Source organism: Desemzia sp. FAM 23989 (assembly GCF_045528345.1).
GTDB lineage: Bacteria > Bacillota > Bacilli > Lactobacillales > Carnobacteriaceae > Desemzia.
In genome coordinates this window covers 1-26655 of sequence record NZ_JBGQQT010000022.1, presented here as the reverse complement: position 1 = coordinate 26655, position 26655 = coordinate 1, and the positions used below count along the sequence as shown (strand labels likewise).

The following is a 26655-nucleotide window of genomic DNA, read 5'->3' as shown; positions in this document are numbered from 1 at the left end:
GTTTCTTGTCTTAGAGTCAAATAGAATTTATCATGGTTCTAGTAGTTTGACAAGTGTCCAAAACTATTCTGTTGAAAAAATAGTTTAAAGGATGCGCGAGAGCAAAAAAAGAAAGAAGGAACGGTTTTAATGATGAAAAAAGAGTGGGGATTTATGTTCAAGCATAAGTTTCTTTTAATTGTATTAGGGGCTATTATTCTAATACCGGCTTTATACAATCTGATTTTCCTGGGAGCTTTATGGGATCCATATGGGAATGTGGACCAGCTGCCGGTCGCGGTAGTCAATAAAGACACAGCGGTAAATTTTCAAGGGAAGACTTTAAAAATAGGGGATGAACTGGTAGATAATTTGAAAGAGGGCAACAGTTTAGACTTTCATTTTGTGTCGGAAAAAGACGCTGATGAGGGACTAGCTGCCGGGGATTATTATTTGAAGATCACTATCCCAGAAAGCTTTTCAGAGAATGCGACGACGCTCTTGACTGACGAACCAGAACAGATGACGATCGATTACCAAACGACTCAAGGGAGAAATTTGACAGCTTCCAAAATGGCGTCATCGGCTATTACAGAGTTGAAAAGTGAAGTTTCCAATCAAGTAACGGGAATGTATACGGAAACGATTTTGGAACAATTTGGCAATGTAGGTTCAGGTATGGAAGAAGCAGCAGAGGGAAGTCAAAAACTGGAAGATGGAACGACTCAATTGGTGGACGCTAGTGAATTGATCCAAACCAATCTGGAAACATTAGCGTCTAGTTCGCTTGAATTTGCAGAAGGCAGTCAAACATTGAGTGTCGGTCTGAAAGATTACGTAGCTGGTGTAGACCAAGTCAATAATGGTGCGGGCCAATTGGCAATAGGCATCGATACGCTGTCTGGAAACATACCAACATTGACGACAGGAATCAACCAATTGAATGACGGCGCCGGTTCTTTGGCAAATGGGGTCCAACAATACACAATAGGTGTCGGCACATTATCTTCAGCTGCTTCTCAATTGAACACTGGAATTATCGGTCTTTCTGAACAACTGCCAGCATTGACAACGGGGATCAGTCATTTGGCAAATGGGGCTTCAACGTTGATGACCGGTATTGAACAATACACATCCGGCGTGAGCGCAGTCAACGACGGTGTCGGTCAATTGGATGACGGGTTGTCGCAATTAGTCGAACAGACCGAAAATCTGCCGACACAAGTTCAACAATTGAATGATGGCGCGACTCAGTTGGCGAACAGCCTGCAAGGGCTAAACTTGAGTGCGGAAAATAAAGAGCAGTTGGAAAACTATTTAATGGGAGTACAAGCGTATATTCAACAAGTATCTGACGTGTTAGCTGCCTCAGATTCTTCATCTGTAGTTGAAGAGTCAAGCCAAACGGATTTGACAGCTACAGCGGATGCTGTGACACAGGCCTTAGCAGATAGTGGAGTTGAATTGACCGAAGAACAAGAGGCTTTGGTGTTGGGGACGATGCAAAATCAAAGCGGTCAAACAGAAGCGGCAGATCCAGCTGGTGTCAGCCAAGCAGAAATTGATTTGAAAACAAAGACAGAGCAATTGGCTAAAGTGACTGAGGCACAAATGCCAGTCTTAGAAGCATTCGTTGACAGTGTATACCAACTTTCTCAATCAGCAGGGCCAGCTGCACAAGGCATTGCTGATGCAACCAGTCAATTGAACCAATCAATGCCTGTGCTGACAGGCTCTTTGCAACAATTGCAAGCAGGCAGCCAGTCGATTTTAGACGGTACGAAAGAATTGGTTGGTAAAGCAGATACACTGAACAATGGCGTTATTCAGCTTTCTGAAGGGTTAGCAACCGTAGATGGAAAAACACCAGCATTGGTATCCGGCGTGGACCAATTAGCCGATGGAGCTAGTCAAATCGCCGATGGGGCGGAGCAATTGGACAGCAATGCTCCAGCATTAACGAACGGTGCTGAATCTTTAGCAGACGGTTTGACGACTGTTGCAAGTAAAATTCCGGCCCTCAGCAATGGTGTCACAGCTTTACTTTCAGGCTCGCAAACTTTAGCGGACGGGACTTCACAATTAGCCGGGAACAGTAGTAAATTAGTAGAAGGCGCAGGGCAATTGACGAATGGCGCGCAACAAATCTCCTCTGGAAGTGGACAATTGGCTGAAGGGGAAGCAAAAGTTGCTGGTTCATTAAAACAAGTTGATGATGGTTTGTTGACACTGACCGATAGTTTGACGGCAGGAGCTGACAAAATTCGTGAAGTCAATACAGGAAAAGATTCTGCAGAAGCGATTTCTGCACCGGTATCTTTGGACCACACAGATGAAGATAAAGTGGCGAACAACGGAACTTCCATGGCTCCTTATATGATGTCAGTAGCGTTGTTTGTAGGAACATTGACAGCTAATATGATGTTTGATGCTTACAAACCAAAAACCCAACCTACTTCAGGTATCGCTTGGTGGGCAAGTAAGATGTCGATCCTTGGCATAGTGAGTGTTTTACAAGCTATAATCGTGTTCGTTGTATTGATTTATGGCTTAGGTATGGAGCCGATTTATCCAGGAAAAGTAGTGGGATTCTTGATTCTTGAATCGATGGCCTTTATGTCGATGGTGACTTTATTCAATGTCGTCTTTGGCAAAGTGGGGGCCTTCTTGATGTTGATCTTTATGATCTTGCAACTAGCCGGTTCTGGCGGAACATACCCAATCGTTTTATCAAATGGAATCTACCAAAGTATTTACCCTTATTTACCAATGACGTATGCGATCGAGGCTTTGAGAAATGCCATTTCGATCGGCGGATCGATGTCGACAGCTGTTTGGTTGTTTGTGGTCTTGTTGGTTGTAAGCAATGGGTTGATGGTCGTTTATTTTGGGATTAAGAAGAAGAGTTATTTATTTGATGATGAGGAAGTGGCAGAAATCAATTAATGATTTTATCAAAAGGAAGGTAGAAGATAGTTCGCTCCTACGCTAAACTGATTATTCAGCTGGTGTAGTAAACTACAGAACGTATCATATGCCTTACCAGAAAAGAATCCTTTACTATAGACAAGGTTGTATTGTGTCTATAGTAAGGTTTTTTTTGTATAGAGTTAAATTGTTTAAGGGGAGAAAACGAATGGCTGGAGCAGAAGACAATCTAGACCACATTCTTTATCAAAGCGGTTTTACCTTTGATGTTCAAACGCTGATCTTCATCAAGGAGTCTACTTCCCTGATGTTCAAACGCTGATCTTCATCAAGGAGTCTACTTCCCTGATGTTCAAACGCTGATCTTCATCAAGGAGCTTACTTCCCTGATGTTCAAACGCTGATCTTCATCAAGGAGCTTTCTTCCATGATGTTCAAATGCTGATCTTCATCAAGGAGTATACTTCCATGATGTTCAAACGCCATTATTCATCAAGGAGTCTACTTCTCTGATGTTCAAACGCCATTCTTCATCAAGGAGTCTACTTCCCTGATGTTCAAACGCTGATCTTCATCAAGGAGCCTATTTCCCTGATGTTCAAACGCTAATCTTCATCAAGGAGTCTACTTCCATGATGTTCAAACGCTGATCTTCATCAAGGAGTCTACTTCTCTGATGTTCAAACGCTGATCTTCATCAAGGAGTCTACTTCCATGATGTTCAAACGCCATTCTTCATCAAGGAGTCTACTTCTCTGATGTTCAAACGCTGATCTTCATCAAGGAGCTTACTTCCCTGATGTTCAAACGCTAATCTTCATCAAGGAGTCTACTTCCATGATGTTCAAACGCCATTCTTCATCAAGGAGCTTTCTTCCATGATGTTCAAATGCTGATCTTCATCAAGGAGTCTACTCCCATGATGTTCAAACACTAGTCTTCCAGCAAGGAATAAATGTGGAGCAACTCATTTACGGTGTAAGTTGCAGTTGAAGACGTCATATTTTTCTCCGAAGTATACAAAACACTATCGATTTGAGCATTCTGAGCTCCTAAAATATCGGAAGACAGACTGTCTCCAATCATTAAACAGGAGTCTTTCTCCGTAATCTGTAATGTCTCAAAGATGGTATCAAAAAAGCGGGTATCTGGTTTTTCATAGCCTATTTCTTCGGAAATAAACAATTCATCAAAATATGGCAGCAAGTGTGAATCCAGCAATCGTTTTCTTTGTGTAATGCCCATTCCATTGGTACCCGCATAGATACGGTAGTTTTTTTTCTTTAATTTGCTCAAAAGCAAACCGGCATTTTCGATAGTCTTGCAGCCTTCATTTAAAAAGTTGCGGTATAGTTGTTCTGCTTTTACGCCATCCACTTTCAAGCTGTATTCGTTAAAAAATAAAGTGAATCGGCTATTAAAAATTTCTTCTCGCGTGATCGCACCTTGTTCTAAAGAAGTCCACAAACCTTTGTTGATCATTTTATATGTGTCAAAGGTTTCAATGGTTTCAGGAACTTTAAATTCTTTAAACACGCTTTTAAGCGCTTGTTCTTCTGTATCGTTAAAATCCAGTAATGTGTTATCCAAGTCGAAAATCAAGTGTTTGTACTGTTTCATTTCTTTCACCTCGCTACTAATTTACACTCAAATGCAGTATATTAATAGGAGATATATCCTATTTGAGGTGATTAGTTGAAAAAAATAGTCCTAAAAGATGTGGACCAAATTGATATTCTAGAAAAGATCCAAGCAATTGAAGAAATGATGGTGGAAACTCCAGCTGCAATAGCCAGCCAAGCCGTAATAGTTGAATTTGAACCAAAGGAAATGGTTTTGAATTTGGGTGAAGATTCGGAGTATCTCTATTTTATTCTTCAAGGTCGGGCTAAAATCTATATGATCCATGAGAACGGGAAACGGTCATTACTGCAATTCATTGATAGTGGAGATATGATCGGTGAGTTATCTTTGCTGGAGGTCGAAAAACAGACAAAAGATATTATGGCAGTCAATAAACTGACTTGTCTAGTGATACCGTTGTCAGTAGCCAAAGCTGTCTTGTTGAAGGACAACCAATTCATGAATTATTTATCTACCTATTTAGCCAAAAAATTGTTGATTCGAGTCAATCATTTTACGAATAGCCAGAATTATGAGTTGAAGTATAGATTGGCTACATATATTTTAAAAGTAGAAGTTGATGGGATTTACATGGAGAAACAAACAGAGACTGCAGAATTCTTAGGCGTTAGTTACCGACATTTGTTCCATACCTTAAAACAATTTCAGCAAATGGGGTTGTTGATAAAAGAAGGGAAAAATTATCGCATTCATAAAGATAAACTGAAGAAATTAGAGATAAAGAATTTTTTCTAAGCGTTAAATAGAACGGGATAGTTCTTTTGAGATTAGAAAAAGCAATCGAATGGCTGTGATTAGGCGATTAGCAGCTATTCGAAGGTAGTAAAAGTAGTTGGATGGCTCTTACCTCTTGCCAAGCAATCAGTAACTTGTTCAGACAATAAAAAAGAAGCTTTCCCAAAATCGAATAACACTACTCGAATTTTGAGTCAGCTCCTTTTTCTTTCGAATATTTTTAACAGACTGTACTGTTTAAGCCATTGTTTGTTTAGCTGGGTTTTTAGGTTTCTCACGTTTCTCATGCATTTTCATATTGTCATTGTAGCCCCAGATATAAGTAAGTACAAACGCAGAAAACAGAGTAACTGCTGTTACAAGGAGAGCGTACCAAAAGTTAGCTGTTATACCATTTTCTGGATCGATAAAAGAAGGCAGTCCAATAATAGAGCCAATAATGCTCCACATATTGACTTGGAAAACTCCAGCAAGGAAGCCACCAATCGCACTGGCAATACTAGCGCAGATAAAGGGTTTACGGAAGCGCAGATTGATTCCATAGATTGCCGGTTCAGTGATTCCGCAAAAAGCAGAGATCGTTCCCGCGTATCCTAGTTCTTTAATGTCGTCTTTTTTTGATTTGACCGCTACCGCTAAAGCCGCACCACCTTGGGCGACGATGGTCATACTTACCATGGCTGACAAGTAACTATACCCTAATGTGGCAAAGTCATTGACGTAAATAGGGATGATTCCCCAATGCAAACCAAAGATAACCAATAGTTGATAAAAGCCGTTAATAACGGCTCCAAAAATAGGCGCATTCAAGCTCAATAAGGCTTGAAGTCCATGTGCTAAACCTAGAGAGAGCCATGTGATGACAGGGCCGGTAAGTAAAAAGGTAATGGAAGCTACAATTCCAATGATAAGAATCGGAACCAAAATAGCTTGAATATAGGTAGGAATCCAATTTTTTAACCCTGCTTCTAGTTTTTTTACCATCCAAGCAGCTAATATCATGGGAAAAATAGAATAGGTATAAGCTACGTAAGGAAAGTCAAAGGTACCAACAGATAAAATATTCAGTCCATTGTTTGCTGCTTCAAGAACGGTTGGGTGAATGATGACACCACCAATTACGGCTGTTAATAAAGGATTTCCGCCCAATCTTTTGGCAGCATTGAATCCAATCAGAATAGGCAAGAAATAGAAGACGGCATCCGCCATTGCGCTGATGATCAAATAAGCGCTGCTTGTTTCAGCAATCAGATTGGATGCGGTCAATACAGCTAGCAGACTTTTTATGATACCTGAAGCAGCCAAGATATTGATGATTGGCATCACTGAGCCTGTGATGACACCGATAAGCTGGTTTCCGCCGTGTTTGATCTTTTCAAAGGTAGTACTGTTCTCAGAAAGAGTTGCTGCTTCATGGTGCGGCTCGTCATCGGATAGATTTAATTGTGCCAAGACCTCTTTATGAATATCATCGACAGCTTGACCGACCACTACTTGGTACTGCCCTCCTGCTTTCACTACCCCCATAACACCTTTTAAATCAGTTAATTTCTCCTCATCAGGCAGTGTGTCATCTTTCAAATAAAAGCGAAGACGTGTTACGCAATGGATAACATTATCAATATTGTTTTTTCCGCCTACAAGCTGGATAATATGAGTTGCTAAAATTCGGTATTCCTCTTTTTTATTTTTCATGTTGGTTTTCTCCTTATTTTCAATGATCGCTAAGAGTATCATCCCATAATGAATGAGAATCCAGCAAGAAAAAGCCCTCCAACAGTTCGACGAATCCATCGAACTGTTGGAGGGTGATCATGATTTAGAAAGCCGTCTTTTTTTTTAGCTGCTGGGAATGAGTACAAACAAGAAAAACGTGATGCCGACCGTCAACAAGGCTAATCCTATTTTTACTGGGAGTATAGGTGCACAAAATATCGAAAAACCCATCAAGAGATAAATATTGAGCAGAATTTTCCATTTGCGATCCATAGGAATAGTGCGTGTTTCCATGTAGTCAGCGACATAGAGACGAGTTTGTCTGATCCAGACATCAAAACGGTCAGAGCTTCTAGTAAAACAAAATGCACTTAACAACAAAAAAGGTGTAGTAGGCAAAATCGGCAATAAAACTCCGATTGAACCTAAACCAAATGACATAAATCCGACCGTTATTAATGCAATTCGTTTCACTGTTTCTCCTCATTTCTGAATAGCTGTTAGAAAAAGACTGCTTACTAAATTATAAGTCATTGTTACCTTGATTTTTAATGCTCAAAGGTGAACTTGTTCTGAGGCAAATCCCTTTGTTAAAACTGGTTATTACAAACTTTCACTATTAAGGTAACCCTATAGTACCACAAAAAAATTTGTGAACAAAGACGCTTTTCCATAAGATATCGTATTTCTTTTATAAATGAAACGCAAAAATGATGGATAGTATTTTTTCTGTTTGACAGACAAAGGGTTTTCTGGAATAATAAGTGTAATCAAATAACAGGTACCTTTAAATCAGTCCAGAGAGACTGACAAGGAAGCGGATAAGAATAGGGAGAAGTGTAGGCAAGCAATTGTGTATGCTGTGTTTTCCTGTATTTAAAAAAGAGGCTGATTGTCAGGTGAAAACTGATGATCCGTCTCTTTTTGTGCTTTTCGGTACCCATAGAAATGGGAGGAAATAAAATGAAGAAAACAGATACAGAGTTTTCGTTACAAACGGTACCGCAATCGAACCGGAATTCTTTTGCAAAAACAATGGCAGTGATGCTAGGTTTCACCTTCTTTTCAGCCAGTATGTTAGCGGGAGGTCAGTTGGGATTAAATTTAACATTCTCGCAATTTTTACTTGTTGTTTTGCTGGGGAACTTCGCGCTCTGCCTTTATACTGGCGCACTGGCGCATATTGCAGCAAAAATGGGATTGTCTACTCACTTGCTGGCCAAGTACTCATTTGGGGAAAAAGGATCCTATTTCCCCTCATTCTTGTTAGGCTTTACTCAGGTCGGCTGGTTTGGAGTTGGTGTGGCAATGTTCGCTGTTCCGATCGCAAAAGAAATGGGCTGGAATAGTTACTTACTGATTTTTGTCTTTGGGGTTGCGATCACACTGGCTTCTCTATACGGGATGAAGTCGCTAGTTATTCTAAGTTTTATCGCTGTTCCTTTGATTACCGTCCTAGGAAGTTATTCAGTTATTGAAGCAACTGAAGTTATAGGTGGGTTACGTGGTCTTTTTGATTATGAACCAGAAACAAGTCTTGCGTTATCAGCTGCTTTGACGATTTGTATCGGATCTTTTATCAGCGGTGGGACATTGACAGCTGACTTTGCCCGTTTTGCAAAAACTTCGCGTTCTGCTGTCGGGGCTACTTCAACAGCTTTTTTCTTAGGTAATTCGCTAATGTTCTTATTCGGAGCAGTGGGGGCTATGGTTTACGGGCTTTCAGATATCTCAGAAGTCCTATTCTTGCAAGGCCTAACGATACCAGCAATATTAGTATTGGCACTGAACATTTGGACAACCAATGATAATGCGCTTTACGCTTCTGGATTAGGATTTGCCAACATTACAAAAATCTCTAAGAAATTCTGGGTTTTTGCGAATGGAATTATTGGAACTGTATTGGCTATGTGGATGTACACTAATTTTGTCGGCTTTTTGAATCTGCTAAGTGCGGCTATTCCTTCGATTGGAGCAATCATTATTGCTGACTACTTTTTCGTGAAACGCTGCAACTATACCAAATTTGAAGAAGCAACTTTCGTATCCGTCAACTGGACAGCGCTTCTGGCGTGGGTCATCGGTGTCATTTTGGCTCAATTTGCACCTGGAATCTCCCCGCTTAATGCACTAGTAGGCACAGCCGTGGTGTATACAGGGCTGATGAAATTACCAATCACTAAGACAATGGGAATTGAAAAAAACACTAAAGGAAGTGTAGAATAGATGATTATTCAAAATGCAGCATTAAGAGGAAAAAAAGGTCTTTGGCAAATTAAGATCGAAAATGGAATGTTTACGAGTATTGAACCCCAGCCAGAATCCATAGAAAAAGGAACGGGTGTATTGGATGTCAGGGGCTCATTAGTGCTGCCTCCTTTTATTGAACCACATATTCATTTAGACACAACATTGACTGCGGGTGAACCAAATTGGAATCAAAGCGGAACATTGTTCGAAGGCATCCAACGTTGGTCTGAACGAAAAGCTTCTTTAACGCATGAAGATGTTAAAACACGAGCAAAAAAAGCTTTGCAATGGCAGATAGCTCAAGGAATACAATATGTGCGCACACATGTGGATGTGACTGATCCTCATTTGACAGCGTTAAAAGCTATGTTGGAAGTGAAAGAAGAGATGGCACCTTATGTCGATATTCAACTCGTTGCTTTCCCGCAGGAAGGTATTTTATCTTATCCAAATGGAAAAGAACTAATGGAAGAAGCCTTGAAAATGGGAGCTGATGTAGTAGGCGGCATTCCACACTATGAATTCACTAGGGAATATGGTGTAGAATCTCTTAAGATTGCTTTTGACTTAGCGGAAAAATACGATCGTCTAGTGGACATCCACTGTGATGAGATCGATGACGAACAATCACGTTTTGTTGAAGTTGTGGCAAAAGAAGCATACGAAAGAGGAATGGGTTCGCGAACAACAGCTAGCCATACAACAGCGATGGGATCGTACAACAATGCGTATACGTCTAAGCTGTTCCGTTTACTGAAGTTATCTGATATTCGTTTTGTTTCCAATCCGCTAGTCAATATGCATCTGCAAGGACGGTTTGATACCTATCCGAAACGGCGAGGGCTGACACGAGTCAAAGAATTATTAGAAGCTGATTTAACCGTTTGTTTCGGCCATGATGATATCTATGATCCTTGGTACCCGTTGGGAACAGGAAATATGCTGCAGGTTCTATTGATGGGGCTGCATGCTACTCAGTTGACAGGCTACGAAGAAATCATGAGTGCTATGGACTTGATCACGATCAACAGCGCAAAAACACTGCACATTGAAGAACGTTATGGAATCGAAGAAGGTAAGCCGGCTGATTTTATTGTGCTGCCAACTGAGAATGAATATGAAGCGATCCGCAGACAAGTACCGGTCCGCTACTCTTACAGACATGGTGAAAAAATTGCAGAAACTAAATTAAGCGAAACAAGGACCTTGATAGATGGATTTGAGGATCCCGTGCAATTTAGCCGCTGAAGTAAGTAGGAGTATAAGAAAGTCTCTTAGATAATAAATAGGCTTGAAAAAAGTTTTATTGATTGTTGTACACTGTTGCATTCAGCAAAGATTAAATTATTATAAAGCAAATATAAAATCAAAAAACTCATTCTTTAATTTTGATGAAAGTTGTCATGACCATCAAAATGAGGGATGAGTTTTTTTCCAATCTCATCCCTAGGTTCAGTCAAGTTATTATTCAATTGAATTTAGCGACTTAAATAGTTGTCTTTTTGAATAAATGGTATACTTATACTAGACAATTCTAATGAGAAGAGTGAGGATATATGGCTGCTAAAAAATACTTAACCACATTGAATACCCGACCATTTTTGTATGCAGAATCAAAGCAAGTTGCTGCCTTTTTGCATCAAGGGAAAACATATGATGAAATAGCGGAAACAATTGTACAGGAAAATAGTTTTCAACTCGCCAGTGAAGATAGATCAAGCAGGTTTTATAGCGAAATCCAAAAACGGTTAGAAGAATTAGACATCTATTTATTTAATCAGTTTTTAGCAACCGATATTCCAACAAGCAAAGCGATTCTGTTTTACGCCTTGTTGAAAAAAGATCAATTAATGTATGAATGGATGCGTGAAGTCGTATGGGACAAATTTTTGGTGTTGGACTGGCAGTTAAACAGAGAAGAAACTGAGGCTTTTTTTGAACAGAAGTCAATGGAAAATCCAACAGTAAGACAGTGGACTCCTGAAACGAAAAGCTTATTAATGGATTCCTATCATCGGTTATTGCACGAAGTTGGAATGGCTTATACAGAGGAAGATGATATCCGGTTACAGCGATTGGTCGTTAATTATGATATTCGAAATTATTTAATCGAACGAAAAGAAACTGACATAGTAGAAGTCGTTCTAGGCGAATTGATTGACTAGTGTACTGTGAACGTTTTTAATCAATTGGCAAACAAAATATGCTGTCGTTAATGAATAGGGCAGGCAATATTCCATTTTTAATTCAATCGAGTGGGCTGGGGGGGTTAAATCAATAGCTGTTCTATTTGTTAAATCTCTCACCGGTCTTTATAATAGATATATAGTAAGCAAACAGACAAAATAATAGAATGGATTTTTGGAAGGAGAAACAGATGGGGTTATTAGTAGATGGGAAATGGCATGATCAGTGGTATGACACAGAAGGTAACGGAGGACGCTTTATTCGTACGGAAGCTCAATACCGCAATTGGATCACTCCAGACGGCAGCCCTGGTCCGACTGGTGAAGGCGGCTTTAAGGCGGAGCCGAATCGCTACCACTTATATGTAGCTATGGCTTGTCCATGGGCAAACCGCACGTTGATCATGCGTAAATTAAAAGGATTAGAAGACATGATCTCAATATCCGTTGTGAATCCATTGATGGCAGAAAACGGATGGACATTTGAACCAGGTGAAGGTGTGATTCCTGATCCTATATTCAATGCCAAGTACATGCATGAGATTTATACACATGTGGACCCCCATTACAGCGGTCGCGGAACAGTTCCAATGCTGTATGATATGAAACAAAATAAAATCGTGAATAATGAGTCTTCTGAAATCATGCGCATGTTGAATACAGCTTTTTACGGTGTGGGCGCCAAAGAAGGCGATTTTTATCCAGAAGATTTGCGTGAAGAAATCGATACGATCAACGAAGTCGTGTATCAAAATGTCAACAACGGCGTTTACAAAGCTGGATTTGCAACTAAAGAAGACGTTTATCAAGAAGAAGTGACTAAGTTGTTTGAAACATTGGACCAGTTAGAGACACGGCTAGAAAATCAACGCTTTTTAGTTGGCGATCAAGTTACAGAAGCCGATTGGCGCTTATTTACGACATTGATTCGCTTTGACAGTGTCTATTATGGTCATTTCAAATGCAATATCCGTCAAATCAGAGAGTATAAAAATCTATGGCGCTATACCAGAGAATTGTACAATTGGCCAGGAATCTCGGAGACAGTGAACTTTGACCACATCAAAGAACATTATTACCGCAGCCATAAAAATATCAACCCAACAGGAATCGTGCCTGTGGGACCAGAATTGGATTTTACGTTAGATTAGAATAAGACTTAAAAAAACTGCTAGGATAAGTGCCTCCAAAAGTTAGATTTTCATTCTAACTTTTAGAGGCACTATCTGGGCGGTTTTTTAATTCAAGCTGTTACTGTCTGCAAAAGAACTTTTTATGGGTAGTGTTGATAGTTTCTTTGAACATCAAGGGTAAAATGTCCTTGATGAAGAAAGTGGTTTGAACATCAAGGGTAAAATGTCCTTGATGAAGAAAGTGGTTTGAACATCAAGGGTAAAATGTCCTTGATGAAGAAAGTGGTTTGAACATCAAAGGTAAAATGTCATTGATGAAGAAAGTGGTTTGAACATCAAGGGTAAAATGTCCTTGATGAAGAAAGTGGTTTGAACATCAAAGGTAAAATGTCCTTGATGAAGAAAGTGGTTTGAACATCAAGGGTAAAGCGTCCTTGATGAAGAAAGTGGTTTGAACATCAAGGGTAAAATGACCTTGATGAAAAAATGGTTTTGAACATCAAGGGTAAAATGACCTTGATGAAGAAAGTGGTTTGAACATCAAGGGTAAAATGACCTTGATGAAGAATCGGTTTTGAACATCAAGGGTAAAGCGTCCTTGATGAAGAAATGGTTTTGAACATCAAGGGTAAAATGACCTTGATGAAGAAATGGTTTTGAATATCAAGGGTAAAACGTTCTTGATGAAGAAATGGTTTTGAACATCAAGGGGACAACATCCATGATGAAGAATCGGTTTTGAACATCAAGGGTACAACGTTCTTGATGAAGAATCGGTTTTGAACATCAAGGGTACAATGTCCTTGATGAAGAAAGTGGTTTGAACATCAAGGGTACAACGTTCTTGATGAAGAATCGGTTTTGAACATCAAGGGTAAAGCGTCCTTGATGAAGAATCGGTTTTGAACATCAAGGGTAAAGCGTCCTTGATGAAAAAATGGTTTTGAACATCAAGACTAAACCCGCCTTGATGAAAAATGTAGTTCAAACATCAAGAGGAACTATTTTGTGATGAACTTGCGCACAAAAAGGATACAAGCTCAATTCTTGTACCCTTTTCATGGTTATACTATACTCCTTTATTCTATTCTCAGAATCTTACTGTCTTTTGTTGCTTCAAACACAAACTCATATAGCATCTTTGGATTTTTGTAAAAGGTGACTCTGCTTTTTCCAGTAACAGGAACGAAAAAGCGCTGCAGTTTTCGATAAATAAATTGTTTTGGAATTTTTTTGTCTAAAAACTCAAAAAGATTGTTTACTGAAAGTTCCTTGTTGTTTTGCAACACTCCATACTCGCAAATAGAACGGAGTACCGCCTGTTCTTTCTTTTCTTTATGGCCACAACTGCAACTTATGAAATATTCTCCAATCTCCAAATGAAAGCTACCACATTTGAAGCAATAAATTCCTTTTTTTAATTTTTTAAACTCTTCATCTGAGCATATATAGTTGTGGTCATATGGGTTGGGAATAATAAATTGTTTGATTTGTTCAACCGTTTTGTGAATTGGTATGCTGTTGCCTGGAACAGGCTGCTTTAGGCTGTCAATCCAATCGTAGATTTGATAGCGCAACAAATAATTTACAGGCATTTGATCCATGATATTTGGTACAGCGCGTTCGTTTATAAAGACAATGGTACCTTGAGTATCCTTCATCGCAGGAATCACTTTGCCAAGGGATTGGCATTTGACAATGTTGTCTAATAGTTGTTGATTGATATTTTTTGATAGCGGCTTATTTTGATAGGTCCACATGAAATTTGTATAAGTATAGTGATTGGTATAATTCTTGATGTCTGTTAAAAAAACGCCATTTTCAGTAACCAGTAAAGAATCAAGTTGAGTACGGCCAAGGTAATCAATCCAAATATTTTTAAAATGGTACCATGACGGGCTGCTATTTTCTTCAACGATTTGGTCATAATCTATTTCACCGTTGTGTCCTTTATCATCTCTGTCTAACTGCCGCTTTTGATCAGTGGTTAATTTGCTGCGCTTGGAAAGAGTCAGCAGCAAGGCGTGTTCCATGGTTAGATTACGTTTCATCTTAAAACCTCCCTTTACATATAGATACGCAAAAGGGAGGAGCTTTCTTTTTGTCTAATGATTTTCTTTAATGATGTCCAAAGTTGTTGTGCGAGTGTCTGACGCGCGCCCCATTTGAATCAAGCGGTTAAGGTTGGCTTCATAATCAGCGGTGAAGACGATTGAATAGAGTAGATTCAATAAGTAAATGACAGAAGTGTTCGAAGTAAAGTTACCGATTTTAGAGTACAGCTTTTCTCGAGTGGTTATTTTCAGGGAACAATCGCTTTGAGTTGAAATCGGGTTATCGCCGATACTGGTTAGACCGATGATCGGTACTTCTTGTTTTTTCAAAATATCCAGACAATTTACGTAGGCCTCGTTTTCTCCTGTGTAAGAGATAATAATGGCGCATGTTTTTGCATCGCTATTAAAAGCTTCATAAGTACTGTAATCATAAGTAGAGGAAATCGTGACTTTCTTATTGATGCGACGCATTTTTGTGACAAAATCTTGAGCAATGAGTGCGTTGGTTTGACTCGCGAAAATCTTGATCTCTTCGGCTTCCAGCAGCAGTTTTTGTGCTAGTCGCAGGCTTTCTGGATCGACTAACGACAACGTATCTTGCAGAGTATTTTGCTGCAACGCACTGACTTTATTCGCAATGGAAATCAAATGATCTTTTTGATCAAATGGTAAGTTGGCATCAACAGTCGTAAAATGGCTGTTCAAATACTGCCATTCCTCTAAGTAGGCTTCTTTCAAATCTGTCCAGCCATTAAATCCCAGTTTCTTCGCTACACGAATCAAACTGGTAGGATTGGTGTGAGTAATAGCGGCCAGCTTTTTAGTGGTCAAATCCGGCAATTGTTCTGGATGGTCAAGAATGTAATCAGCCAATACTTGTTCTGCATCTGAAAATTCTTGTTCTTTTATTTGTTCAATGAGCAGCATCTTCATTCCCCTTTTCGGCAAACCTTTGTACACAACTATTATAGAATTTTGTGTACAACATTTACAAGATATACGGCCAAATTTAAGAAACCTGTGTTGAGTTGTACTAATTTGTTAGGAAGGATTGAGTAAATGAAACCGTTTCGATAAAATGAAGTCAAAGACAATAGTATTAGGAGGAAAAAGAATGAGTTTTAGAAAAGATTTTCTGTGGGGCGGCGCAACTGCGGCTAACCAAAGTGAAGGTGGATACAACGAAGATGGACGTGGAGTAGCGAATGTGGATGTCGTTCCAATTGGGGAAGATCGCTATCCGATCATTACCGGTCAAATGAAACATTTAGATTTTGATGACCATCATTTTTACCCAGCCAAAGAAGCGATTGATATGTACCACAACTATAAAGAGGACATCGCTTTATTTGCAGAAATGGGCTTTAAATCTTACCGCTTCAGTATTGCATGGACGCGTATTTTTCCAAATGGGGACGAGTCGGAGCCAAATGAAGCAGGCTTGAAATTTTACGATAACTTGATTGATGAGTGCCTTAAATACGGCATTGAACCTGTCGTGACGATTACGCATTTCGATATGCCGATTCATTTGATCAAAGAATACGGCGGTTGGCGCAATCGTAAAGTAGTCGACTTTTATGGAAACTTGGTTACCGCGTTGTTCAACCATTACAAAGGAAAAGTGAAATACTGGATTACGTTTAATGAAATCAATATGATTTTGCACGCGCCGTTTATGGGGGCTGGGCTGGTATTTGAAGAAGGCGAGAATGCGGAGCAAGTGAAGTATACTGCCGCTCACCACGAGTTAGTGGCAAGTGCGTTAGCGACTAAAATCGCTCATGAAGTAGATCCTGAAAATATGGTTGGTTGTATGGTGGCAGCGGGGCAATATTACCCGAATACGCCGAATCCAACCGATGTTCGTCAAGCGCAACTGGACAATCAAGAGAATTATTTCTTTATTGATGTGCAATCTCGCGGGGAATACCCGAATTATGCATTGGCTCGTTTGAAACACGAAGGCATTGAGATTCCATTTGAAGAAGGCGATAAAGAATTGCTGAAAGAGCACACTGTGGATTACATTACGTTCTCTTATTATTCTTCACGCGTTTCAGCTGCTCAAAAAGACCAAGAAAAAACAGGTGGGAATATCTTCGATTCAATCAAGAATCCTTACCTAGAAGAAAGTGAATGGGGCTGGCAAATTGACCCGCTTGGATTCCGTATTACCATGAACGAGTTGTACGACCGCTACCAAAAACCGTTGTTCGTAGTCGAAAATGGGTTGGGTGCAGTGGATACTCCAGACGAAAATGGCTATGTAGCAGATGACTACCGCATCGATTACTTGCAACAACACATTGAAGCGATGAAAGATGCTGTGGAAAAAGATGGTGTGGACGTTTTAGGCTATACTCCTTGGGGCTGTATCGATATTGTGTCAGCGTCTACCGGCGAAATGAAAAAACGCTACGGCTTTATCTATGTCGATCGTGACAATGAAGGAAATGGATCAATGAAACGCTCGAAGAAAAAATCGTTTGATTGGTACAAACAAGTCATCGCTTCTAACGGAGAAGACTTAGATTTTACAAAAGAATAATTAAGTGATTAAGACCATGCTGGACACTTCAGCATGGTCTTTTAAGAAAAGGATGATTGCAATGAAGACAAAATATCTATTTTTAGATGTAGACGGAACGTTGGTCAATTACTCGAATGAATTGCCGAATTCAGCAGTTAAAGCCATCAAAGCAGCACAAGCAAGCGGACATAAAGTGTATACGGTAACGGGCCGGAGTAAAGCAGAAATGTATGACAACATACTGAATATCGGGTTTGACGGTTACATCGGCGGCAATGGAAACTATGTAGAAAGCGACGGCGAGGTTCTGTTGCACCAATTGATGACTGAGGAACAAGAACGAAGTATCGTAGATTGGCTGCATGAGCGTAAGCTGGAGTTTTATTTGGAATCCAACAATGGTTTATTTGCGAGTGAGCAATTTGAAATAAGAGGTGAGCAGACGGTGAAAGATTACATGGCTTACAAGGAAAAGCCGGGTGCAGAATCGATAACCGTACGGAAAGTATTCCCGGAAATGATTTTTGACGGTGAGCTGTACCGCGATGACGTGAACAAGATCAGTTTTATTCTGGAGGATTACCAAGATTATTTAGATGCTGTGGAAACTTTTCCTGAGCTGAAAGTAGGGACTTGGGGCGGCGTCGGCGAAAAAGCTTTATTTGGTGACATTGCTTTAGACAATATCAATAAGCAAACTGCGATTGAGACATTGTTGAATCATTATGGAGCGGACAAAAACGATACCATTGCATTTGGTGATGCCAAAGTAGATATTCCAATGTTGGAATATTGTAAAATCGGTATAGCGATGGGCAATGGAGGAGAAGAAATCAAAGCCATGGCAGACTATGTGACGGATACGGTTGACGAAGATGGATTACAAAAAGCGTTTCAGCATTTTGGATTAATTGATTAAGCCGAAGGGCCAAATAGAAGATTTAAGACGCTTCTTACAGTAGAGGCGTCTTTTTAGTCTGAGATTTTAATTCAAAGTACCTGAGCCTCCTGAATCGGGAAAATCGATTTTCAACTAGGGTCTTTTTTGCTAGTATAGAGAGATAGGGGGAATAAGGATGAAAAAAGACACATTGCATTTGCGAGGACGCTTACTAGAAAAGTATGATAATAAATTAGATAAGAACGGGATATCAGGAAAACGATTGGCTGAGAGGCTGGATGCCTTATCTCGAATTGGCCGAACAGAAAGCAACGGCTCGGACCGGCCTGGCTTTTCTCATGAAGAAAAAGCAGCCAAAGAATTGATCATGCAATGGATGAAAGAGGCTGGATTGACTGCCCGAATGGATGGAGCAGGAAATGTATTTGGGCGTTTAGCAGGAAAGAATGGAGATGCACCTGCAATTTTGAGTGGTTCGCACGTGGACTCGGTACCCAATGGTGGACACTTTGATGGGCCGTTGGGTGTGTTGGCAGCTTTAGAAGTGGCTGAATCTTGGAAAGAAACAGTATACCAACCGGAAAAGCCTTTTGAAGTAGTTATCTTTACAGATGAAGAAGGTTCTCGTTTCCAAGAAGGCTTGAGTGGAAGTGAAGCGATGATGGGCAAAGCGGATCTGGAAGCTAAGAAAAAGCGCCAAGATGCAAATGGCCTGTTTTTTGAAGAGGTGCTTCAAGATGTTGGATTGAGCTTGGACAGTTATGTATCTGCTAAACGGAATCTTAATGAAATAGACAGTTTTGTAGAAGTGCACATCGAACAAGGCAAGCGTCTGGAAAAGGAAGGCCTGTCTTGCGGAATCGTTACCGGAATTGCCGGCCCTCACTGGTTGAAGTTCACATTTGAAGGGCAAGCGGGCCATGCCGGGAATACGCCGATGGATGATCGGCAAGATGCATTGGTAGCTGCGAGCGAATTTATTTTCACGTTGAATACTATTCCTCGTCAAGTCAATGAGTCTGCTGTAGCAACTGTAGGTAAATTATTTGTGGAACCAAACGGCGTCAATGTGATTCCCGGAAAAGTGACTTTATATGTAGATGTGAGAGACATTCAAGAGGAGACACGCAAAGAAGTGGTTGCTCGGATATTGCGTCTTAGTGAAGAGCTTTCCCAAAAACATTCGGTCCAAGTGCAATACGAAGATTTATTAATTACTCCGCCAGTACCTATTTCAGAAGAACGGCAAGATCAAATGAAAAAAGCACTTGAAGCAAATAATATTCGTCCTTACTCGTTACCGAGCGGAGCTGGACATGACAGTCAAGTGGTGGGAAGCGAGCTCCCAGTTGCCATGCTATTTGTGCAGAGCAAAGACGGGATCAGTCACAACCCAGCAGAATGGAGCAGCTTGGATGACTGTGTACAAGCTGTTCATGTGTTGAAGAGCTATGTTGAAAGCTTGCAAAGTTAATTGAATGTTATGAGCCGTCTTTCTAAAGACCAACTTTAGAAAGACGGCTCATAACGGTTAGCGGCTATCGTTTTTTGATAAGCGATGAGTTAAATAGACTGAAACAAGCACGCTGATAATCATAATGATACTTGCAGTTATTTTACCAGAACCAGATACTAAATAGTGCTGTGTAAGTTCGAGTCGATATAATACTCCTAGCAAGGCACTTACAAATATTATAGGGATAAACGTGGCGAAAAGAGGTTCATGGCTTGCTTTATAAATGACAATTGCAGCAATGAATAGAATCAATAGTATCCCTAATGTACCATCTAACGAAAAAGTTAATGGAGTCTCAAAATGAAGGACAGATTTCAATACAAACGGAGCTGATGAAAGCAAAATAAAGACTAAAAAAACTGTGATTTCAATGACTTTAGGTATAGTACGATAAATTGTTTGTCCAATTCCCCAAATAAGTATGGTAGCAAGGAAAAAATAATAAATACCAGAAAGTAGAAAAACCCCAGCATCAAAAGCGGTCTCAGGGAAAATCAAATTAGGTAAAATACTGAAAGCTGCATAAGCTAAGAATGCATACAAGAATGTAGTTAGAACATTCTTGAAATTAAAAGGAATCTGTTCAATAATTTGATCGGCCGTTTCTTTAGGGCTGTTGCCAAAGTAATCTGCAGCACTTACACCATTTTTTTGCGCCTCTAATATGTCTTGCAAGACTTCCAACAATAATTCTTCTGTTTTTAGTTCATCTCTGAAAAAAGTTTTCGTTCTAATATAAACTAGTAAATCACTATAGTAAGTTTCATTTTCTTTAATCAGTTGTTGCTGTAACGTTGCATTTTTTTGCGTCAAAGCTTCAGCTTCTTTAACCGCCATTTTGGTCAGCTCCTTTAATTAAATGTTCAACAGTACTTTTTAATGAATTCCATTGTAAAATAAACTGTTCTTTTTCCTCGAGACCTGTTGCTGTTAAGTGATAGTATTTTCGATCAGGTCCATCTTTAGAAGGTTTTTTCACTCCTTTGATGAACTCCTTTTTTTCTAAAGATAACAGCAAGGGGTAGATAGTTCCCATGGGAACATCAAAACCAAATTCTTTTAATCGATCATTTAAACGGTAACCATATAAGGATTCGTTTTCTAGTAATATTAAAATACAACCAGATAAAATTCCTTTTAGCATCTGTGTGGATAAATTAGATTGTGCCAAAACACCCCTCCTGACTCGCTATGTTGTATTACATAATAGTGTAACTTTAATCGGACTATATTGCAATACATAATAGCGTGATTTCTTAAACTTCTGTTTAAGAAATACAATTTGAATTGCAGAAAATATATAATTTTTAGGCGGACGCGCTGCGGAAAGAATCCTGATTTTAGGAGTGCTTATGATTTTATCGGCTCTTTACTTTATGTTTTGGACCGTTTATTTAGTTAAAATTCTTAATATTCATCCGTGATTCCAGCGCATAGAAGTGTATAATAAAAGAAAAAAGAACATAGAGGAGAATGAGATTGGATTATCCATTATTACCAAAACAAATGCCGGATCGAATCAAATCGGTGTGGAAGAAAAGCAGTATTGTAACAACAGGTGTTTTTTTACTAATTGGAATCGGGGTGACAGCTGTACTCAATTGGTTTGATGTTTTAAATGGGGTATGGTTATGGATTATAGGGGGATATTTTGCTGTAGTTCTTGTTGTGTTTATTATTGACATGTTATTGATTCCTTATCGCTATCAATATCACAGGTACGAAATTACTTCTGAAGATCTGTCTTTTCAAGAAGGTTACATATTTAGAACCATTACTCATGTTCCAATTAACCGTATTCAACATATCGAAACGGAACAAGGACCTTTCCTGCGCAAAGAAAACTTGATGGAAATCGTCATCCATACAGCGGCATCTAGTCACAACATCTCCGGTTTAGATGTGGAGGAGGCTGTTAGCCTGCGACAACAAATTATCCAAATGGTAAAGGTGGCGAAAGAGGATGTCTGAACGAAAAAGATTTCATCCTCTCGCCCTTGCGATTTATGGGTTTAATGGATTGAAAAGACTTTTATTTGTTATTTTTTTACTGATCGTTAACGGAGAATTGACGACTACTTTTGGAATACTAGTTTTACTAGCGGTCTTTTTATTTGTAACAGCTCAATCATTGTGGAAATATTTTTCTCAGTCCTATCAAATTTCCTCTGAGAAAATTATTCTTTATCAAGGAGTATTTCGTAAGCGAGAAACAGATATTCCCTATGAACGCATTCAAACGATCAAACAACGCCAATGGTTTTTCTTTAAACCATTTAATACGATTCAATTATTGATCGAAACGGCTGGAGGAGACAGCACTAAAGCTGAAGCGTCTATGCCAGCGGTAAATTTTGAACTGTTGGAGCTGATAGAAAGTTACCGTCAAGGTGAACAGCCAGAAAGCGATCATCAGGTACTAGAGGATAGTGTGGAAAAGCCTGCCGCAGTTGCATCGGATTATCGAGTAACGAATAGTCAAATTATTTTATTTGCTGTGACTGATTTGAGCATTATCGCATCCTTTATCGCTCTGATTTTTTTTGTGACAGAGTTTATTCCGGAAAACTGGATCACGACAGCCACTTCACTTGCAGAAAATGTCTGGAGAACAGGTTGGTTAGTAACAATAGCAATTTTTGTTGTGACGTTAATTATTGTAATGCTGCTATCTTTAGTTAAAACATTTATCCAATATTACAACTTTCAAGTTAAGCGCACGAACCATACACTGACTATCGAAAGTGGGCTATTTGAGCGGAAAATCCAAAAGATTCCCTTGGAAAAAATCCAAGGTTTGAAAGTTCGGCAACAGCCTCTGCGAAAAATTTTAGGGATTTCTTCTGTCGAACTGCTTTTAGCAGGGGGCCAAGAAAGCGAAGGGGAAAATGGAGAAGTAAAAAAACTTTATATTTTACCGATCATTTCTGATACTGAACTGTACACGGTGCTAAATCAGTTGATGCTCGAATGGAACTTTAAGCGTCCTGAAATTGGTTATGTGTCGCGCCAAAAACTTTGGTACTTCTGGCGATGGAAGCTGCTGCTGATTCCGGTTGCTGTGGGCGTGGCATTTTTGAATCGTTGGATAGCGTTAGCGGTGGTAATTATTTTGCTTTTGTCACTGCTTCTTTCATGGTTCAACTGCCGAACTCAAGGCTACCACATTCAATCGGCTAATCGAGTCTGCATACAAGACGCAGAGTGGTTTACTAAAGTGCATACTTTTGTAGAACGCCAAAAAGTCCAATCTTTTTCAGAAGAAACCTCTAGATGGTTGTTTCCTAAGCAGATTGGACACATCAGTATGACCTTGAAAGCCGGTCTCGCCACCGAAGTGCTTAATCTGCGTTTTATGGATTTTTCTCATGTACAAAAACTGAAAAACTTTTACCAAACTAAATGATAGTTGATGAACAAAAGAGCGCTGTTTCCTCCAGGTTCAAATAGGGAGGAAACAGCGCTCTTTTGATTCTACAACATTTGACGTTGGTAAGTAAAAATCACTGTCTTTTTAAATAGAATCTTTTAGAAACTCATTCTTAGAAATTCCTGGAGGGATATGGGACTGCTTAGGTTATTCTTCATCAAGGCGAATTTACTCTTGATGTTCAAACCGCATTCTTCATCAAGGCGAGCTTACCCTTGATGTTCAAACCCATTTCTTCATCAAGGCGAGTTTACCCTTGATGTTCAAACCTCATTCTTCATCAAGGCAGTTTTACTCTTGATGTTTAAACCTCATTCTTCATCAAGCCCAGCTTACCCTTGATGTTCAAACCTCATTCTTCATCAAGGCGAATTTACTCTTGATGTTTAAACCTCATTCTTCATCAAGCCCAGCTTACCCTTGATGTTCAAACCCATTTCTTCATCAAAGCGAATTTACCCTTGATGTTCAAACCGCATTCTTCATCAAGGCAGTTTTACTCTTGATGTTTAAACCTCATTCTTCATCAAGCCCAGCTTACCCTTGATGTTCAAACCCATTTCTTCATCAAGGCGAGTTTACTCTTGATGTTCAAATCATATCTTCACTTCACTATACTTTGCCGTAAAAAAATGCCCACCAAAAAATTAGTTTTTTACTCTAACTTTTTTGGGTCGCTACCAAGGCGGTCCCATGGATTTTCATAAGGAACCTCATAGGCCGGAGGAAATTTCTTTACCAATGCTAGAAGATGAAGAGCTACTCTTTCCAATAAGAAACACCGTCTATTCTTCCGTGGAACGTAAGTTAATCATTTTTATTGGGTTGAAGTCTGATAGAAAATGTCTATCGTGCAAATGAGACAAGTTGTAGCAAAAGAATAACCATGTTATCATTTGGCTAAGATGCATTTTTAGGGGAAATAATAGTGAAACAATAAGGGTTATCCCCCCTCAATTTTGGATTAATTGGATAGTGAAAAGGAGATCAATAACATGAAATCACGCGCAGCAGTAGCATTTGGACCAGGTCAACCTCTTGAAATAGTAGAAATTGATGTAGCAGGACCTAAAAAAGGGGAAGTATTAGTTAAAATTACAGATACAGCGGTTTGTCATACAGATGCGTATACATTGTCTGGTGTGGATCCTGAAGGTGTTTTTCCGGCAGTACTAGGACACGAAGGCGGCGGGGTTGTCGTAGAAGTCGGCGAAGGAGTTACTTCCGTTCAAGCAGGGGATCATGTGATTCCTTTGTACACACCTGAATGTGGCAAATGTGAGTACTGTACTTCAGGCAAAACGAATTTGTGCCAAGCGGTTCGTGAAACACAAGGTAAAGGATTAATGCCGGATGGAACGACGCGTTTTTCTTACAAAGGAGAACCTATCTATCACTATATGGGAACAAGTACGTTTAGTGAATATACCGTTGTTTCTGAAATTTCATTAGCTAAAGTGAACCAAGAAGCTCCTTTAGAGAAAGTATGTTTATTGGGTTGTGGCGTAACCACAGGAATTGGCGCTGTAAGCAATGCAGCGAAAGTAACAGAAGGCGATACCATCGCTGTTTTCGGTTTAGGTGCTATCGGTTTAGCAGTTATTCAAGGCGCCGTTCAAGCAAAAGCGGGACGAATTATTGCTATTGATACAAATCCAGACAAATTTGCATTGGCTAAAGAAATGGGAGCGACAGATTTCTTGAACCCTAAAGAATACGACCGTCCTATCCAAGAAGTGATTGTTGAGTTAACAAATGGCGGTGTGGATTATAGTTTTGAATGTATCGGAAATGTTGATGTGATGCGTTCAGCTTTAGAATGCTGCCACAAAGGCTGGGGAGAAAGTGTTGTGATCGGAGTAGCCGGAGCTGGAGAAGAAATCAGCACTCGCCCATTCCAATTGGTAACGGGACGCGTTTGGCGCGGATCTGCTTTTGGCGGAGTTAAAGGACGTACAGAATTGCCGGGCATGGTTGAAAAAGCGATGAGCGGTGAGATTCAATTGGATCCATTCATCACACACACGCTGCCTTTCGAAAAAATCAATGAAGCGTTTGACTTATTGCATGAAGGAAAATCGATTCGTACAGTTCTTTCTTACTAATCAGTTGTTTCAACCTATTTCAAATGAGGAGGGTAAGGATGTCAACATTAGAATTGCTTGAAGAACACGTTGTTTTTGACGGAACACAATACAAATACCGTCATGATTCACACACTTTAGGTTGCCCAATGACTTTCAGCTTATTTTTACCAAATAAAGAAACGTTCGCGCAACCACCTTTATTGTGGTGGTTATCCGGTTTAACGTCTACCGATGATAATTTCACGCACAAAGCTGGCGCACAAAAAGCTGCTGCTCGTTTAGGGATAGCGATGATTATGCCGGACACTAGTCCTCGAGGAGAAGAGATAGCCGATTCAGAGGATTGGGATTTAGGTCAAGGAGCAGGGTTCTATCTCAATGCTACCGAACAACCTTGGGCAGCTCAGTATAAGATGTACGATTACATCACTAAAGAGTTATCCGCTATCGCTCATGACCAATTTCAACTGACTGGACCAGAATTTATTTCCGGACATTCTATGGGAGGACATGGAGCATTGGTGATTGGACTGCGTAATGCAGAACGATTTACTTCCATTTCTGCTTTTGCGCCCATTGTGAACCCGATGGAAGTTCCTTGGGGAATAAAAGCTTTCAGCGCGTATCTTGGCAGTAATCAAGAAAAATGGCGTGAATGGGATGCAACCGAATTGCTTAAGCAATACACGGGCAAAAATATTCCGGTCTTGATTGATCAAGGAGATGCAGATCCTTTTTACGATAAACAATTGCAGCCTTCTAAAATAGCGGCGATTGCAGAAGAAAAAAATTACCCATTGACGGTTCGTATGCTGCCAGGACACGACCATAGTTATTACACGATCGCGAGTTTTATTGAAGAACATTTGGAGTTTCATTTATCTCAAATCGGCTGATTATTGATAAGCTGAGTTTTTCTTTAAAATAATGGGTTGAAAATAGACAGCAATACCCACACAACGGTATTGCTGTCTTTTTCTTTGTATCAATAAAACGAACTTTTAAGAATTTTTCTCCACTTTTCTGTATTCTTCGATCACTTTGATTCCCGCACTCATACCTAAACGCTCGGCACCAGCTTCAATCATTTTTAAAGCCGTGTCCAAATCACGAATTCCACCAGCAGCTTTTACTTTGACTTGGTCCCCAACGATTTGTTTCATCAACGCCACATCTTCTACAGTCGCTCCGCTTGGTCCAAAACCAGTGGAAGTTTTGACGAAGTCCGGTTTCACTTCTTTGGCGATTTCACACACAGCGATTTTTTCTACATCTGTCAAATAGCAGTTTTCTAAAATAACTTTGCTGAGAATTTCTTCTTTTCGACAAACGGCTACGATTGCTTCCATTTCTCGGCGAATGTATTCCACATCACCATCTTTTAATTTGCTGACATTAATGACATAGTCGATTTCGTCTGCGCCGTTTTGAATGTAAGCGCAAAATGAAACGGTATATAGATATAACAAATAACCCTTGCTACAATAGTTTTGTATTACAGTAAGGGTTATTTGCAGCTTTCTTGAACTTCTTTACTCCATGGTAATAGATTTTGAAGTA

Annotated in this window: 20 protein-coding genes and 1 pseudogene; 13 read left to right on the top strand and 8 right to left on the bottom strand. The window is 39.7% G+C overall.

What is annotated here, in order from left to right:
* Window positions 1–129: 129 nt before the first annotated feature.
* On the top strand, window positions 130–2925 hold the full coding sequence (locus ACEN36_RS11040) for a YhgE/Pip family protein (protein WP_407126591.1): 2796 nt from the start codon (window positions 130–132) through the stop codon (window positions 2923–2925).
* Window positions 2926–3840: 915 nt separating this feature from the next.
* On the opposite strand, the gene ACEN36_RS11035 is transcribed toward ACEN36_RS11040, so the two are convergent.
* Window positions 3841–4527: a YjjG family noncanonical pyrimidine nucleotidase gene (locus tag ACEN36_RS11035; protein ID WP_407126590.1), complete on the bottom strand. Its 687-nt coding sequence runs from the start codon at window positions 4525–4527 to the stop codon at window positions 3841–3843.
* Window positions 4528–4602: 75 nt separating this feature from the next.
* Here ACEN36_RS11035 and yeiL point away from each other — a divergent pair, with 75 nt between their 5' ends.
* Window positions 4603–5286, top strand: coding sequence for a transcriptional regulator YeiL (yeiL, locus tag ACEN36_RS11030; RefSeq protein WP_407096615.1), 684 nt, complete (start codon window positions 4603–4605; stop codon window positions 5284–5286).
* A 237-nt stretch (window positions 5287–5523) separates the two neighbouring features.
* Here the strand turns inward: yeiL and ACEN36_RS11025 are convergent, their stop codons facing one another.
* Together ACEN36_RS11025 and ACEN36_RS11020 are read right to left on the bottom strand one after the other, a co-directional pair.
* Entirely contained in the window at window positions 5524–6981 is a 1458-nt protein-coding gene (locus ACEN36_RS11025) for a PTS transporter subunit EIIC (protein WP_407126589.1), read from the bottom strand.
* Window positions 6982–7125: 144 nt separating this feature from the next.
* A complete protein-coding gene (locus ACEN36_RS11020; protein WP_407126588.1) occupies window positions 7126–7476 on the bottom strand; it encodes a YbaN family protein in 351 nt (116 codons plus the stop codon).
* Between the two features lie 489 nt (window positions 7477–7965).
* On the opposite strand from ACEN36_RS11020, the gene codB reads away from it, so the two are divergent.
* From codB to ACEN36_RS11000, 4 genes are all read left to right on the top strand, one after another.
* Window positions 7966–9228 carry a cytosine permease gene (gene codB, locus ACEN36_RS11015; protein WP_407102087.1) on the top strand — a complete coding sequence of 421 codons (1263 nt, stop codon included), beginning with the start codon at window positions 7966–7968 and terminating at the stop codon, window positions 9226–9228.
* The gene (locus tag ACEN36_RS11010) at window positions 9229–10500 is read left to right on the top strand and encodes a cytosine deaminase (protein WP_407096611.1); all 1272 of its coding nucleotides are present in this window, start codon (window positions 9229–9231) and stop codon (window positions 10498–10500) included.
* A 308-nt stretch (window positions 10501–10808) separates the two neighbouring features.
* Window positions 10809–11417 (top strand): DUF1819 family protein, encoded by a 609-nt coding sequence (locus tag ACEN36_RS11005; protein ID WP_407096610.1) that lies wholly within the window; start codon window positions 10809–10811, stop codon window positions 11415–11417.
* Window positions 11418–11629: 212 nt separating this feature from the next.
* The gene (locus tag ACEN36_RS11000; protein ID WP_407126587.1) at window positions 11630–12589 is read left to right on the top strand and encodes a glutathione S-transferase family protein; all 960 of its coding nucleotides are present in this window, start codon (window positions 11630–11632) and stop codon (window positions 12587–12589) included.
* A 1061-nt stretch (window positions 12590–13650) separates the two neighbouring features.
* Here ACEN36_RS11000 and ACEN36_RS10995 read toward each other — a convergent pair.
* Entirely contained in the window at window positions 13651–14622 is a 972-nt protein-coding gene (locus ACEN36_RS10995; RefSeq protein WP_079650488.1) for a nuclease-related domain-containing protein, read from the bottom strand.
* Window positions 14623–14676: 54 nt separating this feature from the next.
* A complete protein-coding gene (locus ACEN36_RS10990) occupies window positions 14677–15555 on the bottom strand; it encodes a MurR/RpiR family transcriptional regulator (RefSeq protein WP_079650490.1) in 879 nt (292 codons plus the stop codon).
* Between the two features lie 187 nt (window positions 15556–15742).
* Here ACEN36_RS10990 and ACEN36_RS10985 point away from each other — a divergent pair, with 187 nt between their 5' ends.
* The 3 genes from ACEN36_RS10985 (at window position 15743) to ACEN36_RS10975 (ending at window position 19536) form a co-directional block, all read left to right on the top strand.
* The gene (locus ACEN36_RS10985; protein ID WP_407126586.1) at window positions 15743–17179 is read left to right on the top strand and encodes a 6-phospho-beta-glucosidase; all 1437 of its coding nucleotides are present in this window, start codon (window positions 15743–15745) and stop codon (window positions 17177–17179) included.
* 61 nt (window positions 17180–17240) lie between these two features.
* A complete protein-coding gene (locus tag ACEN36_RS10980) occupies window positions 17241–18080 on the top strand; it encodes a Cof-type HAD-IIB family hydrolase (RefSeq protein ID WP_407126585.1) in 840 nt (279 codons plus the stop codon).
* A 157-nt stretch (window positions 18081–18237) separates the two neighbouring features.
* Window positions 18238–19536, top strand: a complete 1299-nt coding sequence (locus ACEN36_RS10975) for a M20 family metallo-hydrolase (protein ID WP_407126584.1) — start codon at window positions 18238–18240, stop codon at window positions 19534–19536.
* A 57-nt stretch (window positions 19537–19593) separates the two neighbouring features.
* On the opposite strand, the gene ACEN36_RS10970 is transcribed toward ACEN36_RS10975, so the two are convergent.
* Together ACEN36_RS10970 and ACEN36_RS10965 are read right to left on the bottom strand one after the other, a co-directional pair.
* On the bottom strand, window positions 19594–20415 hold the full coding sequence (locus ACEN36_RS10970; protein WP_407126583.1) for a hypothetical protein: 822 nt from the start codon (window positions 20413–20415) through the stop codon (window positions 19594–19596).
* Window positions 20405–20749: a PadR family transcriptional regulator gene (locus tag ACEN36_RS10965; RefSeq protein ID WP_407126582.1), complete on the bottom strand. Its 345-nt coding sequence runs from the start codon at window positions 20747–20749 to the stop codon at window positions 20405–20407. Before ACEN36_RS10965 ends, ACEN36_RS10970 begins: the two co-directional genes overlap by 11 nt.
* A 308-nt stretch (window positions 20750–21057) precedes the next feature.
* Here ACEN36_RS10965 and ACEN36_RS10960 point away from each other — a divergent pair, with 308 nt between their 5' ends.
* The 4 genes from ACEN36_RS10960 (at window position 21058) to fghA (ending at window position 25991) form a co-directional block, all read left to right on the top strand.
* Window positions 21058–21549, top strand: a complete 492-nt coding sequence (locus ACEN36_RS10960) for a PH domain-containing protein (RefSeq protein WP_079650557.1) — start codon at window positions 21058–21060, stop codon at window positions 21547–21549.
* Window positions 21542–22984 carry a PH domain-containing protein gene (locus ACEN36_RS10955; protein ID WP_407126581.1) on the top strand — a complete coding sequence of 481 codons (1443 nt, stop codon included), beginning with the start codon at window positions 21542–21544 and terminating at the stop codon, window positions 22982–22984. The genes ACEN36_RS10960 and ACEN36_RS10955 overlap by 8 nt, the downstream gene beginning before the upstream one ends.
* Window positions 22985–24003: 1019 nt before the next feature.
* Complete coding sequence (locus ACEN36_RS10950) at window positions 24004–25113, top strand: S-(hydroxymethyl)glutathione dehydrogenase/class III alcohol dehydrogenase (RefSeq protein ID WP_407126580.1); 1110 nt, start codon at window positions 24004–24006, stop codon at window positions 25111–25113.
* Window positions 25114–25151: 38 nt separating this feature from the next.
* Complete coding sequence (gene fghA, locus ACEN36_RS10945; RefSeq protein ID WP_407096599.1) at window positions 25152–25991, top strand: S-formylglutathione hydrolase; 840 nt, start codon at window positions 25152–25154, stop codon at window positions 25989–25991.
* Between the two features lie 105 nt (window positions 25992–26096).
* On the opposite strand, the pseudogene deoC reads toward fghA, so the two are convergent.
* Window positions 26097–26528: pseudogene (deoC, locus tag ACEN36_RS10940) on the bottom strand (deoxyribose-phosphate aldolase); the annotation flags it as partial.
* Window positions 26529–26655: the final 127 nt, after the last annotated feature.